Source organism: Exiguobacterium sp. s145 (assembly GCF_018618835.1).
In the GTDB taxonomy this organism is placed as follows: Bacteria; Bacillota; Bacilli; order Exiguobacteriales; family Exiguobacteriaceae; genus Exiguobacterium_A; species Exiguobacterium_A artemiae.
This window is the reverse complement of the sequence record NZ_JACSMV010000006.1, coordinates 96,908-110,944: the sequence shown is the minus strand read 5'-3', so window position 1 is coordinate 110,944 and position 14,037 is coordinate 96,908. Positions and strand designations below refer to the sequence as shown.

General features: G+C 49.3%; 11 protein-coding genes. 9 read left to right on the top strand and 2 right to left on the bottom strand.

The genetic code is table 11. From position 1 onward, the window contains the following. Positions 1–189 precede the first annotated feature (189 nt). Positions 190–2,991 carry a putative bifunctional diguanylate cyclase/phosphodiesterase gene (locus tag KNQ07_RS07645; protein ID WP_214765908.1) on the top strand — a complete coding sequence of 934 codons (2,802 nt, stop codon included), beginning with the start codon at positions 190–192 and terminating at the stop codon, positions 2,989–2,991. Between the two features lie 193 nt (positions 2,992–3,184). Here KNQ07_RS07645 and KNQ07_RS07640 read toward each other — a convergent pair whose 3' ends face one another. Next, complete coding sequence (locus KNQ07_RS07640) at positions 3,185–4,891, bottom strand: M3 family oligoendopeptidase (protein WP_012371364.1); 1,707 nt, start codon at positions 4,889–4,891, stop codon at positions 3,185–3,187. A gap of 174 nt (positions 4,892–5,065) precedes the next feature. Here KNQ07_RS07640 and KNQ07_RS07635 point away from each other — a divergent pair, with 174 nt between their 5' ends. The 8 genes from KNQ07_RS07635 to KNQ07_RS07600 all read left to right on the top strand — a co-directional run bounded on the left by KNQ07_RS07635 (position 5,066) and on the right by KNQ07_RS07600 (position 13,468). Then, positions 5,066–5,569, top strand: a complete 504-nt coding sequence (locus KNQ07_RS07635; RefSeq protein ID WP_012371363.1) for a PTS sugar transporter subunit IIA — start codon at positions 5,066–5,068, stop codon at positions 5,567–5,569. A 164-nt stretch (positions 5,570–5,733) separates the two neighbouring features. After that, positions 5,734–6,495 (top strand): ABC transporter ATP-binding protein, encoded by a 762-nt coding sequence (locus tag KNQ07_RS07630; RefSeq protein ID WP_012371362.1) that lies wholly within the window; start codon positions 5,734–5,736, stop codon positions 6,493–6,495. Continuing rightward, on the top strand, positions 6,482–8,398 hold the full coding sequence (locus KNQ07_RS07625; protein WP_214765906.1) for an ABC transporter permease: 1,917 nt from the start codon (positions 6,482–6,484) through the stop codon (positions 8,396–8,398). The genes KNQ07_RS07630 and KNQ07_RS07625 overlap by 14 nt, the downstream gene beginning before the upstream one ends. A gap of 82 nt (positions 8,399–8,480) precedes the next feature. After that, positions 8,481–9,167, top strand: a complete 687-nt coding sequence (locus KNQ07_RS07620; protein ID WP_012371360.1) for a response regulator transcription factor — start codon at positions 8,481–8,483, stop codon at positions 9,165–9,167. Further along, positions 9,164–10,156: a sensor histidine kinase gene (locus tag KNQ07_RS07615; protein WP_214765904.1), complete on the top strand. Its 993-nt coding sequence runs from the start codon at positions 9,164–9,166 to the stop codon at positions 10,154–10,156. The genes KNQ07_RS07620 and KNQ07_RS07615 overlap by 4 nt, the downstream gene beginning before the upstream one ends. Beyond that, positions 10,149–10,913 carry an ABC transporter ATP-binding protein gene (locus KNQ07_RS07610; protein ID WP_214765902.1) on the top strand — a complete coding sequence of 255 codons (765 nt, stop codon included), beginning with the start codon at positions 10,149–10,151 and terminating at the stop codon, positions 10,911–10,913. Before KNQ07_RS07615 ends, KNQ07_RS07610 begins: the two co-directional genes overlap by 8 nt. Next, a complete protein-coding gene (locus KNQ07_RS07605) occupies positions 10,879–12,813 on the top strand; it encodes an ABC transporter permease (protein ID WP_214765900.1) in 1,935 nt (644 codons plus the stop codon). The genes KNQ07_RS07610 and KNQ07_RS07605 overlap by 35 nt, the downstream gene beginning before the upstream one ends. 25 nt (positions 12,814–12,838) lie before the next feature. Next, positions 12,839–13,468 (top strand): helix-turn-helix domain-containing protein, encoded by a 630-nt coding sequence (locus KNQ07_RS07600; protein ID WP_214765898.1) that lies wholly within the window; start codon positions 12,839–12,841, stop codon positions 13,466–13,468. A 115-nt stretch (positions 13,469–13,583) separates the two neighbouring features. On the opposite strand, the gene KNQ07_RS07595 is transcribed toward KNQ07_RS07600, so the two are convergent. Next, positions 13,584–14,027 carry a hypothetical protein gene (locus tag KNQ07_RS07595; protein ID WP_214765896.1) on the bottom strand — a complete coding sequence of 148 codons (444 nt, stop codon included), beginning with the start codon at positions 14,025–14,027 and terminating at the stop codon, positions 13,584–13,586. Positions 14,028–14,037 lie beyond the last annotated feature (10 nt).

The following is a 14,037-nucleotide window of genomic DNA, read 5'->3' as shown; positions in this document are numbered from 1 at the left end:
AATTAGGCTACCTGACACCGAAAAAATACGGTGTACTGGCAGCCTAATCAAGGTGTTTTATATGTGTCTCATATTGCTAGGTCAGTCTAGAAGAAGTGCTTTTTATTGACCCTTTTTAACTGCTTTTGACTTCACGAACCGTCCCGACAAGACGATATAGAAACATAATGACAAGTTAGGGAGGACGATGTGTTGCGACGTTTATCACCAGTCTCCATCGTAGAAGCATTCCGAAAACGCTCCTACTACAAAACGTTCTCATGGATGATTTCAGTTATTGGTCTGTTAGCGTTGTTGATCGCGACGCAACAACTGGTAAAGAATCTGGAAGAAGGATATCAGTTCAAACGCTCAAGCGAGATGATGGATATTTTTGAACGACTCAATCAGGTTGAACGGGATGTGACGAATGAGTATTACCTCACCTTAAGTGAAACGACGGGAGATGCCGTTGCGACACGGACCGAGACGTGGCAACAAACGAAAACGGAACTGACGGCACTTGGCCGGCAGATCAAGCAGCTCCGGATGGAAGGACCTGCTCAAAAAGAACTCCTGTCTGAAATCAACCGGCTGCAGACCGGCGGATATCAGTCGGAGCATCAATTTTTTCAGGCAGCGACTGCCTATAAAAGCGAAGTCCTGTTCAACCAACTGTATTTGAGCGGCAAGACCGGGACCTATTACACGTTTTTCTCGAATCTCTTTTTGATGCAGGAAGAGCTTGGCCGGGCGGGACAGTTTTTAGTGAGCATTAACCGGGAGAATCAATTGAACTCGATTGATCTGTTGCGCCTTCGTCAGACACGCCAGGAGCTGAACTCACGGAACAACGCTTTGATCCAGTCCTTTTACGCAACGATGCGGCCGGAAGATGAAGAGCTTCGCCGGGATATCTCGGTGATGAGCAATCAGATGTACGCCTATTTACGAATGATCGATGCGACCATCAATCAACCGGAACTGAAACAATACGGAACGATGGACGAAGTGGCAAAGCGGTATCAAACCAGTATGTACCGGTCGTTTGATCAAGGGATTGCCGATGTTCAGACCGAAATGACGGATCATGGAAATACGTTGATCCGAAATGCCTGGCTGATGTTCATTGCGACGTGCTGTGTGATTCTGCTTCTGCTTTGGCTGACCTTATCCCTGTTACGGGCATTCCGAAAGGACTTACATATTTTGCAGGCGGAAGCCGACTTTTTTGCGGAAGGTCCGAAACAGTCGCATCATCAGGTGCCGGAGTTAAATGACTTCCATCCGGTCGTTGAAGCGTTCCGGACGATGACGACGATCATTTCCGGATTACTCGATTATAACGATAAAAAAACGATGGAAATCAAACAGAAGAAAGCAGAAATCGAATCCTTATTTTCTCAAAATACGAATCCGATTGTTGCACTCTCCTCTGATTTTCAACTGCTCAGCGGAAATGACCGTTTCAAACAGTTGGCCCAGTCGTCTGAATTGATGACAATCGAGGAACTGATTCATCCGGCAGATTTAAACCGTGTCCGCCGGGCCCTCAACCGGGCAATCGACGGGTACAGCCAGACCATCCGTTGCCAGATGATTTTCAAGCAGGACATTCGGAACATGTTCGTCAACATCATTCATGTTCCTTCGAAAAACGGCAACGGAACGGCACTTTATCTGACCTGTCATGATGAGACCGATCAATTTAAGCGCGAAGAAAAGATCACGCAACTGGCCCTGTTTGATGTGCTGACCTCTTTGTTGAACCGGAACGGGTTTGAGCAAAAGATGGAGGAAGCCATCGCTGCGCCGCAACCGGGAGAACTGGTGACGATCGGCGTCCGGCAGTTCAGACGGATCAACGATATCTACGGACACAGTGCCGGTGATCAAATCCTAAAAGAACTGGCAAACCGCTTGCGTCACCATTTCATCGGGACAGGTTCAGCAGCCCGGATTGGCGGCGATGAGTTTGCCGTCCTGATTTTCCAACAGGAGATCGTTGATTACCGCGATCTGAAAACGATTTTGGAACGTCCTTACCGGATTGACGGTGAAAAAATCGATGTCAGTATCAGTATGAGTATGGTCCGTTATCCGGATGATGCGGTCGCGGTGACGTCGTTGCTGTCTTCCGTCGACATCGCGATGCAGCATGCGAAACGGGAACAGACCGGTGGACCGATCTGGTTTGAGTCCTGGATGAGTGAAGAATACCGGGAATCCGTCGTTCTCGAAGCCGAGTTGCGGGAAGCAATTGCCCGGAACGAACTGCAACTGTTTTATCAGCCGCAAGTCAATCTGAAAACCAAAACGGTCGACGGATGCGAAGCCTTGTTGCGCTGGTTCCATCCCGAGCGTGGGATGATCAGTCCGGCTGTCTTCATCCCGATTGCCGAACGGTCGATGCTGATTGAAGAAATCGGAATGTGGGTGGTCCAGGAATCCGTCAATCAGGTCAGACGATGGGAAGGGACACCGCTTGAGTCACTTCGTGTGTCCGCCAATCTATCCGTCAAAGAACTGGTCTCCGGCCGGATCGTCGAGTTGTTGACGGATGTCCGGGAACGTTACCCCGGGATTGAACAACGGATGGAGCTGGAAATTACCGAATCATTTGGTGTTTTTTCCGATACGCGCGTCTTTGATGCCTTGCAGACACTGCATCGACTCGGTTACCGGCTGGCGATTGACGACTTCGGAACCGGCTATTCCTCGCTGTCGTATTTGAGCCGTTTGCCGATTCAACGACTGAAGATTGACCGTTCGTTCATCAGTGGAACGGATGCCTGTTCAAATGCTCCGTTAATCGAGACAATCATCCGACTCGCCCATACGTTAAAGTATGATGTCGTGGCGGAAGGGATTGAACAGGCCGAACAGGGAGAGAACTTACGAAAGCTCGATTGTGAGTATGGTCAAGGGTTCTATTACTCTCGTCCGATTCCGGCTGATGAATTCGAAATCTGGTATGACCGTTATCAAGAAGATATTAAACAATCCGGATGATCCATTCATCCGATATCATCTGCATACGAAAAGTGACCGCTTCCCGGCTGGTGTCGGGAGCGGTCATTTTTCGTTTGAATGGAACCGTCTTTCAATTCTTTTGATGAAATCAGAAACTAAAAAAACGAACCGAAGGATTTCCCTGATCCGGGATCCATCGGTTCGTTTTTTGATGTTTTTTCCTGCGAATCAATCACACACGATCGAGTGCAAGATCATCCGTTTCGGATAAATAGGCCTTGATCGGTTCGACGGCTGTCCCGACCGTTCCAGGAGCGAACGGGGATTTCAGTCCGGCACGTTCGACGAGTGTCAGGAAGCTTTCCGACCCACCAGCCTTACAGAGTTCAAGATACGATTTCCAGGCAGCTTCCCGGTCTTGCTCCATCCAGGCATAGAACTGGAAGGCACAGACTTGCGCCAGCGTATAATCGATATAGTAGAACGGGCTGCCGAAGACGTGGCCCTGTTGATGCCACCAAGCGCCTGAATCAAGATAATCATTTTCTTCATAGTTCCGGTGCGGCAGATATTTCTTCTCAATATCACGCCATGCCGTCCGGCGTTCAGCCGGTGTCAGTTCCGGTTGATTGTAGATGACATGTTGGAACTCATCAATGGCGACTCCGTAAGGCAGGAACGTCACGCCGCCTGCAAGGTGACTGAACTTGTACTTGGCCGTCTGATCGCCGAAGAATTCTTCCATCCACGGATAAGCAAAGTATTCCATCGACATCGAGTGGATTTCACAGGCTTCATACGTCGGGAACCCGTATTCCGGCACGGTGAAGTGACGGCTTTCGTAGACCTGGAACGCGTGTCCGACTTCGTGTGTCAGGACATCGATGTCACCGGCCGTTCCGTTGAAGTTCGAGAAGATGAATGGGAGTTTTTCGTCCGCGATGTACGTGCAATAGCCGCCGCCTGCTTTACCCGGTTTCGCCGTCAAGTCGAGCGCGCCGCGTTCAAGCATGTATTCAAAGAACTCATTTGTCTCCGGTGACATATCACGGTACATCTTTTTCCCGCCTTCGATGATGAATGCTTCTTCGCCCTGCGGTGTCGCGTTGCCGGTTTTAAAAGCAAATCCTTCATCGTAATAGTAGAGGGAATCGACGCCGATCCGGCGCTGCTGGCGTTCTTTGAGAGATGTCGCAATCGGGACGATCGTCTCGAGAATTTGTTCACGGTAGTTTTCGACCATCGATTGGTCGTAATCGACACGCAACATCCGGGCATAGCCGAGCTCGACGAACGACGGGAAACCAAGTGTCTTCGCGATGTCGGTCCGGACATGGACGAGTTTATCGTAAATCGTATCGATGGCGTCACCGTGTTCTTTTAAATAGCCGTAGCGTGCTTCGGAAGCGGCTTTCCGGACAGTCCGGTCGGCTGACTGGAGATAGGGACCGAACTGGGACAAGTTCAATGTCTTGCCGTCGAATTCGATTTGCGCCGCCGACATCAGTTTCGTATATTCACTGGCCAGACGATTTTCTTCCTGGAGTTTCGGAATGATTTCGTCAGAGAATGTTTTCAGACTGGCTTCCGCAAGTAAGAAAAGCTGTTTGCCCCACGTCGATTCGAGCGAAGAACGGAGAGGATGAGTCGTCAGTGCCTGATAATAACTCGAGACGTATCCTTGGTAAACCGGACCGGCTTCGTCAAAGAAACCCTGTTCTGTTTCGTAGAAACCGTCACGTGTATCGATCGTATGACGGATCTCCACCAACTGACTGGCTGTTTCAAATTGATTTCTAAGGGTATTAATCTCAGAGATGGCATTGTTTGCTGTATCGACATCTGTTGCTTCACGCAAGCGATCGATAGCAGCATGCATAGAAGTTTCAAGGACGTTCAGGTCAGGACGGACATATGTAAGTTCTGAAAATGTTAACATGTAAGCGCCTCCTTGTGATTTCTAACTATTATCACACAAAAATACTTGCAAAACCAGAGTTACAAACGTATGCTTTTTGTGAGAACGTGAGCGAGTTTGCATTTAACTGGCTCCTATAAAAAAATCGAATCTTCTTTAAGAAGAAAACGATCGAGAAAGTAGAGGGATAGTATCATGGGATTCTTTAAAAAATTGTTTGGTGGTAATGACGCAGGAAACACAAAAATCGCTTCTGCCCTTACAGGTAAAATCGTCAGCATCGAGAACGTACCTGATCAAGTTTTCTCGCAAAAAATGATGGGTGACGGTATCGCAATCGAGCCGACGGAAGGTAAAGTCGTTTCACCAATCAACGCAACGGTCGAAACAATCTTCCCTACAAAACACGCAATTGGTCTTAAAGGCGAAGATGGTCTTGAGTTGTTGATCCACGTTGGATTAGACACAGTTAACCTTAAAGGTGAAGGCTTCACGGCACACGTTCAGTCTGGCGATAAAGTTAAAGCCGGTGACGTCCTCGTTGAGTTTGATCTCGAATTCATCCGTGCAAACGCACCATCTACAATCACACCAATCATTGTGACAAACCACGATCAATTTACACTTTCTGCAGTACCGGCTGAAGGAACATCTGTTGTCGCAGGCGAAACAGAACTCTTCAAAGCAACACATAAATAATCATGTAACGAATACGTCCCCTCGTCTTAGACGAAGGGGCTTTTTTGTCGTCTCCTACCCGAACTTACTATTTTGTAAGATGAATGAAAGTCTGACCGATTCTTTGAAAGACGGATTGCTCGGTATACTGACAGCAAGATCAAGAATACGGGAGGAAACACATCATGAAAGCCATCTTACACGCAGAACAGATCACGAAAGTCTACCATACGAAAAACGCACGGCACGAGGCGCTCCGACCGACGACACTGACGATTCACGACGCAGAGTTCGTCAGTATCATGGGACCGTCAGGCGCAGGGAAGTCGACCTTATTAAATTTGTTGTCGACCATTGACCAACCGACGGATGGGACAATTCATATCAATGGAGAAGACGTGACGGGGATGAAAGAAAAACAGTTGGCCCGGTTTCGGCGGGAACAGCTCGGATTTATTTTTCAGGACTTTAACCTGCTCGACACGATGACGGTCGAAGAAAACATTGCCTTACCGCTGGCGTTACAACACATGCCGAAAGCCGATATTCTCGTCCGGGTCACGTCCGTCGCCCGGGAGCTTGGAATTGAGGATCTGCTCGCAAAACGGCCGTCTGAACTGTCGGGAGGTCAAAAGCAACGGACAGCTGCTGCACGCGCCATCGTTCATCAGCCGTCACTGATCTTGGCGGATGAGCCGACCGGAGCACTCGACTCGAAATCAGCGACCGGTCTGCTTGAAGCCATGGTCGGCTTGAATGAACAGGGTGCAACGATTTTAATGGTGACCCACGATCCGGTGACCGCATCGTACGCGGAACGGGTGCTGTTCGTCAAAGACGGAGAATTGTTCCGGGAAATTCACCAGTTCGGGACACGCAAGGAGTTTTTCGAACAGATCATGGAAGTCCAACGTGAACTCGGAGGTGCGGTCCGTGAACTTGTTTAAATTAGCTTTCCGGAATTTAAAAAACATCCGGCAAAACATGATGTATCTCGGCGCAGTTACGTTCGCGATTTTGATTTATTATACGTTTTTAGCCATCCGTTCCAATGAGGCGATGTTACAAGCCAATGAACTATACGGGAAACTCGGGACGGTCTTTACCGGTTCAAGCGTCATCCTGGCTCTTTTTTCCGCCGTCTTCATCTGGTATTCGAGTGACTTTTTCCTGCGGCGCCGGAAACAGGAAATTGGTCTGTATGCGTTACTCGGTCTCGAACGTCAACAGATTGCCAAGTTGCTGTTTCTTGAGACGATGGGGTACGGACTGATCGGTCTAATGATCGGTGTTTTACTCGGAACGATTGCCTCAAAATACTTTGTCCAACTGTTGGCTTACGTCATGGGAATGACGATTGAAGCCGATTTCTCCATCAATGCCGGAGCAATCGGTCAGACGGTTGTCGTCTTTTTGACAATCTTCCTTGTGATTGCGCTCCGGTCAGCCCGGACGATTTATCGGTTTACCCTGATCGAGTTGTTTAAGGCGAAACAGCAGGTCGAAACGATTCCGAAAGTCCATCCGGTCCTGGCTCTTGTTTCCGTCCTGTTGATTGGTGTCGGGTATTATTTGACCGGGGAACCGTTGCTCGCACACTTTACGATTGTTGCGCCGGTCTTGATGCTCTGCATCATCGTCGGAACGTTCGGTACGATGAGCTATTTCACGATTTTTTTACTCCGTCTCCTCAGCAAACGTGGTCGCCATTATCGCGGTACGAACCTGATTTTACACGGACAGTTGCTGTCGCGGATTAAATCAAATGCCGTCATGTTGTCGACGATTACCGTCATCACGGCCGTCACCTTGACGACGGTCGGAACCGCGACGTCAATCTATTATTATATTGACCGGACAGTCGAGGAACAGATGCCGTACAGTTTATCGATTGCAAGCCAGCAACAGGCAGCCGAAAAATTAATTCGGTCATCCGACCAAACGATTGAATCGCGGACGATGGTCAACGTCAAAACGGTGAATCATCCATTGAAGGAGTTACCAAATCCGTTGTCGTTTACGATGTCCTATCAGACATTCGGATTTGACGGCGAGCCGGGACAGTTCAGCTACATCAGTTATTCCGACTATCAGAAGTTGGCCAAAAGCAACGGGAAGAAGCAGTTGCCGGAACCGGGAGCTGGTGAAGCAATCGTGCTTGAGACGTTCAAAGGGAACGATTTGCTGAAGGAATCGGTCAAGTCACCGGTGGGCGTGACGTTTAAAGACGATCACTCGTCCTTTCGGATTACCGGTGCGACGAATTTACCAATCACTCAACTCTATGCGAAAAAACGGCTGGCTTTTGCCGTTTCGGATGATGTCTTTGCCATGATGCCGGAAAAAGCAGCGATGCTGACAAACTATCAGTTCTCGAACGAACGTTCAGATGACGGACTGATCGACCGACTGGAGCAATTGTACGGCAAAAAAGCGGAGACGGAGATGGCCGCTTATTATCCGGTCTATGCCATGACGACAGCGACGACAGGTCTGCTTGCCTTTGCCGCCGGATTCCTCGGACTCGTCTTTTTACTGGCGACGGGATCCATCATCTACTTTAAGATGCTCGCAGAGGCGGAAGAATCGAAACAACGGTTTACGATCATCCAAAAAATCGGCGTTGATCAGCAAGAACAGACCGGTATCATCCGGCAATCAGTCGGATTCATGTTCGTCCTGCCGTATCTGCTCGGTCTTGTTCACAGCCTGTTTGCGATGCAGGTCCTGGAAAAGTTATTAAATTATGATTTACGGTTACCGATGTCGCTTGCAATCGGTTGTTATACCGTCGTTTATCTCGTGTACTATCTCGTCACGGTACGCGCATATCGACGGATTGTCATCTAATGTAAATGGACAGGAGACGATTAATCGTTTCCAGTCCATTTTTTGTTCGGTATCATGGAAGAAGAAGGAGTTGAATCTGCAGATGGAAACGATTTTATTGGTAGAAGACGATCAACAGATTGCACTGTTATTAAAAGAATTGTTGGAACGGTATGATTTTAACGTCATTCATGAAGATGGATTAGGAGACGTCGTCGCTCGATTTGAAGAAACGCAACCGGACGTCATCCTGCTTGATGTCAATTTACCGAAGTTTGACGGATTTTACTGGTGCCGCCAGCTCCGAATGAAGACGCGGGCACCGATTCTGTTCATCTCGGCCCGGGTCGGGGAGATGGATCAAGTCATGGCACTCGAATACGGCGCGGATGATTACATCGTCAAGCCGTTCCAGGGAGCCGTCGTCATCGCGAAAATCAAAAGTCAGATTCGACGCGCTTACGGGACATTGTCGCAGGAAAGTGACGAGCGGACGGTCAGTCGTGACGGACTGACGTTATATTTGGACCGGTATATCGTCGAGCACGAGGACCGATCGATCGAGCTGTCGAAAAAAGAAGGACTGATTTTAGAGATGTTGTTGACGGTGAGTCCGCGGATCGTCAGTCGGGGTGACTTGTTGGAACGGATTTGGGATGATGAAGCGTTCGTCGATGAAAATACCCTGAACGTCAACATCACCCGTGTCCGGAAACGGTTGGCGGAAATCGGCATCGGGGGTCTTGAGACGGTTCGGGGAGTCGGCTACAAATTGGTCCTCGACAAATGAGACTTTTCTTCAAACATGCGATTCCGGGGGTTCTGTTCTTCAGTGGGCAGATGGTAGCCTTGTTTCTTATCCTGTGGTTATACGATCTGTATCGTCCGGCAGCCTTTTTTTACATCGCGCTCTTAAATGCAATCGCCTTGCTGATTTATTTAAGTTACCGTTTCTTCAGTATGTTACCGTTGCTCAAACGATTGCAGACACCGATTGAGTCGGTTGCGGAACCGATCCGGGCCGACAGTGACGAACCGCTGGCAGCAGCCGTCGAGCACTTCTTGGAACGCCAACAGACCGTCTTTCGGAACAGCTTGTTTGCTGAACGACGGAAGGAAAAGGAACGGCACCGGTATGTCGACCAATGGATTCATCAAATGAAGACGCCGCTGTCGGTCATCGAGTTGATTCTGGAACATCCGGGCGAACAGTTCCAGGCGGACTTACGCCATGAAGTCGACCGGTTGCGGATTGGACTGGATCAGATGTTGTATTCGTCGCGTCTCGAAGCGATCGAGACGGACTTAAAGGCGGAACGGCTGAATCTGCGGACGTTAGTGACAGGCATCATCAATCAGGAAAAACGGCTGTTCGTCAAAAATAAAGTGTATCCGAAGCTTGAGCTTGCACCGGAGCTGTATATCTATACCGACTCCAAGTGGTTCCGTTTTGTGGTCCTGCAGTTGCTGACGAATGCTGTCAAATACACGGCCGGTCACGGACATGAAGTCTATATCCGTGCCGTCGAACAAGCGGGGAAAATCGTGCTGACGATTGAAGATGACGGCGTCGGTATACCGAAACGCGATCTGCCGCGTGTCTTTAACGCCTTCTTCACCGGGGAAAACGGCCGGCGTTACGGCGAATCAACCGGAATGGGATTGTACTTCGTCAGTCAGATTTGCCTGAAGCTCGGTCATACCATTGAACTCGACAGCACGGAAGGGGTCGGGACGACCTGTCGTCTGACGCTCGTAGGAGGGAAACAAGATGATTGAAGTCAAACAGTTAGGAAAAGTCTATCCCGGAAAAGTGACGGAACAGCCGTTGACCGACATCAATTTTCGTGTGGAAGAAGGGGAAATGGTCGCCGTCATGGGACCGTCCGGCAGCGGCAAGTCGACCTTGATCAATCTGCTTGCGACACTGGATCAGCCGAGCTGGGGATCGATTTTGATTCAAGGCATCGATACGGCGACGTTCAAACGGAAAGAAACGACCCGCTTCCGGCGCGAGACGCTCGGAATCATCTTTCAGGAGTTCAACCTGCTCGATTCGTTGACGGTAGCTGAGAACATGCTTGTTCCTTTGATGCTCAGCGGTAAAAAAACGAAGGAAGCCCGGGAAGAGATGCAGCATCTTGCAAAACGATTGCAGATTGATGAGTTGCTCGATAAACAAGTCGATGAAGTGTCCGGAGGGCAACGGCAACGGACAGCGATCGGGCGCGCCCTGATTCACGCACCGCGTCTGATGCTCGCCGACGAACCGACGGGGGCGCTCGATTTTCAGGCGACGAAACACGTTATGGAGTTGCTGGCGGAATTAAATGCAGCCGGTATGACGATGGTCATCGTCACCCATGATCCGACGGTTGCCTCGTATTGCAATCATGTTCTGTTCCTGAAGGACGGCAGCATTCAGACGGAACTGTTCCGGGATGAACCGCGCCGGGTCTTCTTTCAGCGTGTCATCGAGTCGCTCTCGTTATTAGGAGGGGATGAACATCACTTATCTGCAATACGCCCTACGTAACATCAGACGTTATCAACGTCTTTATTATGGCTATGCGTTAACGATCATCGTCGCGATGACGATTGCGACCAGTTACTGGAATCTCGTCGTCAGTGAATCGTTTCAGAACATCGCCAAAGTCCTGAGCCAATTGAATCAGGTCATTGAATTTACGATGATCTTTGTGTTCATTGCCGAAGTCATCATTCTGTTTTTCAGTATTTTATTCATCTATTCGACGACCTATACGATGCTCGAGCACCGGAAAAACGACTTACGGATCATGCGGACGCTTGGAAGCGGATTTTCACATTTTCTGAAATATTTTATGATTGAAATCCTGATTGTCGGCGGGCTCGCGATTATGGGCGGCATCACGCTCGGCGTTGTCCTGACGAAGCTGATGTTACTTTCGATTGAAAAAGTCATGTTCTTACCGCGCCTGACGATTGAGCTTTCCGTTCTTTCTTTTTTAGTATTGATTGCAGGAGCGATGTTGACGTTGTTGATTGCGACGGTCCTCGCGATTTATAGATTCCGTCCGGATCGGCCTGTCCGGACCCGTTCCCGGCTTCGTGTCCGGTTCGGTCTTGCGATGCAGGGAACGGCCGTACTGATCCTGTTTTACGGCTATTTCATGGCATTGACACAACAAGATATCTTTCTGTTCGTCTTTCCTTTCATCATCTTTGTCGGTTCGTTCTTTTTCTGCCGTCACGTCATCCCGATGGTGCTTAAACTGTACCGTCCGCGACGGTTGTCGTTACGAAAGTTAATCGTCTCGGAAATCGCGATTCAGTTAAAGACGAACAGTACGCTGGTCGCACTCGGGACAATCTTGACCTCCTGTGCTTTGACGGCCGTCGGTCTCGTCTTTATCTTTCAACTGATCGGATTTGATCTGTCGTCGAACAATCAATTCGGACTGGTCTATTACGAAGAAGCTGCCGTCCCGTCCGAACGTCTGGAAAAATTGGAACGGACGATGACGAAAACGTTTCCGGACAAATACCGGCAGGATGTCCGGCTCAAAGGAGTCAAGACCCGGTACATGATTCCGTTATCGGATTATAACGAACTGATGAAGCATCTGGGTCATGAGCAACGGACGCTGTTGACGGACAAACAGACGTTTATGATTCCGGCCCGTCCGGTTCAAGTCAAGGAAGTGACACCGACGATGCAAAAAGCAAAAGCCGGGATGAAGCAAGCCGGCTACCAGCTTGAACCGATGGCGGAACATCGTCTGCTATTCGGGTACAATGACCGGATTGAAACATTATTCGTCGTCAGTGACCGTGCTTTTATCACGATGGATCGTCCGGTATTCCATATCCGTGTCTTTGATACACCATCGTATGCCGATTACGGGACGGACCGCTGGACGCGTTGGATGTCGATTGTCCGGGAAATTCAATCCAAAGCAGAGCTCGGCAAAAACACTCCGGTTCCGTACCAGCTGATCAATGAGACGGAAGATAAACTGGACGGGATTCGCATCATCCGGCTGGTCTCGTTTGTTGTCATTCTGTTGACGGTCTGGCTGTTTGTCATCAATGCGAGCTTCCTGCACGTCTGGATGCAGATGACGGCAGAACGTGAACAAAAGCGGCTAAAGACATTGTCTGCGCTCGGTTTCAGTAAACGGAGCATCCGTCGTTTTCTGTTCATCAAATACGGTACGGTCTTGATGGTTCCGTACTTCATTTCGATTTTTCATGCCTGGTTGCTCTTTCAGGTCATCTTATCGAAAGAGGGACTGGAAATCGGACCGTTTCTTCCCTTATCCTTCACCTGGATTGGAATCGTCACCGGCTGTTATTTCATCAGTATCTTGCCATTATGGGTCCGCTATCCGCGGCATCTGATGAAAAAATCGTGCGAAAGTTCGATGTATCCGATACCCGATTCAAGGGTATGATAATAGCATAGCGAGGAGGGGTAATATGCTCGACCATTCACCTTACCGGGGATACGGTGACCGCATCCGAATCTTACGGGAACGCGCCGGAATCTCAATTGATCAGTTAGCGGATAATCTCGGGGTCGCCCCCTATTTCATCCGCCGGACGGAACTCAGCGAAGTCTATCCAACGAAAGCGTATATCGAATCTTTGGCGGAGGCCCTGCATATCGACTCCAGTTACTTGGCACGACACATCTGGACCGGGGAGTCCTTGAAGTTCGTCATGCAGGAAAAAACGCCGCTCGAAGAAATGCGATTGGCGTATGAACAGACGATGGGACAAGATGAAACGATGATTGAACAACAACTGGAAGAACGGATGCGCCTGTTCGATTTAATGTATGACGAAGACGTCAAGCGGATTGAACAGACGATGAGTGCGACGGAACAGCGGATTTTTCACGAATTGGTGGAAGCAGTCATGGAGGCGGGGGAATTGCAACGGGAAGACGCGACAGAGACGTTTGAACTGTTTGCCGACAAACTCCCGACGATGCTTCAACTCGACGAATACCTCAACCGTCTGACGGAAGAGACCGAGACGACGACAACCGATTGTTATACGGAGTTCAGCCGAAAAATCGACCGAACACGTTATCACCGCAAATGAACGACCGAAATCGATGTTCAGGCAAACAAAAAGAGGAAGACGGATCAAATGTCCGTTTTCCTCTTTTGTGTACACTGACGCTAAAGCCGGTGATATTTGTTTAGCGGTTAACGCTTTAACGCTGTGTCGCAGAACGTGGTGCCCGACGAGGTCTCTGTCGTCCTTTTTGGCGAGTTCGTCCAATCAAGAAGCCGATGATAGCATTTACGATGACGAGCACCCAGCCGACATAGCCGAAGTTTAAAGTCAGACTGCCGAGCATGGCTTGCCATTTTAAAATCATCATGAAGTCTCCCCGAAGAAGGAAACGAGCGATACAAACGAGTAAGACTGTCGTTCCACCGATAAAAACGCCGATCCAGCTTCCGAATAAACGCGAAGACCGAACCCGTACAGCGACGAAAGACCAATAAAATAAACTGACGATGAATGTCACTCCACCGTAAGCGAGGACCAGCTTCCATGTCTCACTTGCTTGCGGGAATTTCGTGAACATGACAAGGGACGAGACGATAGCGGCAGCTGTAAATAAAATCGCTGCCCAAAAACGAGACTGCATAACGTAATTC

Coding starts and splice junctions, on each gene's coding strand:
- KNQ07_RS07640 (WP_012371364.1), bottom strand. CDS start 4,891: ATGTTAACATTTTCAGAACTTACATATGTCCGTCCTGACCTGAACGTC.
- KNQ07_RS07635 (WP_012371363.1), top strand. CDS start 5,066: ATGGGATTCTTTAAAAAATTGTTTGGTGGTAATGACGCAGGAAACACA.
- KNQ07_RS07630 (WP_012371362.1), top strand. CDS start 5,734: ATGAAAGCCATCTTACACGCAGAACAGATCACGAAAGTCTACCATACG.
- KNQ07_RS07620 (WP_012371360.1), top strand. CDS start 8,481: ATGGAAACGATTTTATTGGTAGAAGACGATCAACAGATTGCACTGTTA.
- KNQ07_RS07615 (WP_214765904.1), top strand. CDS start 9,164: ATGAGACTTTTCTTCAAACATGCGATTCCGGGGGTTCTGTTCTTCAGT.
- KNQ07_RS07610 (WP_214765902.1), top strand. CDS start 10,149: ATGATTGAAGTCAAACAGTTAGGAAAAGTCTATCCCGGAAAAGTGACG.
- KNQ07_RS07605 (WP_214765900.1), top strand. CDS start 10,879: ATGAACATCACTTATCTGCAATACGCCCTACGTAACATCAGACGTTAT.
- KNQ07_RS07600 (WP_214765898.1), top strand. CDS start 12,839: ATGCTCGACCATTCACCTTACCGGGGATACGGTGACCGCATCCGAATC.
- KNQ07_RS07595 (WP_214765896.1), bottom strand. CDS start 14,027: ATGCAGTCTCGTTTTTGGGCAGCGATTTTATTTACAGCTGCCGCTATC.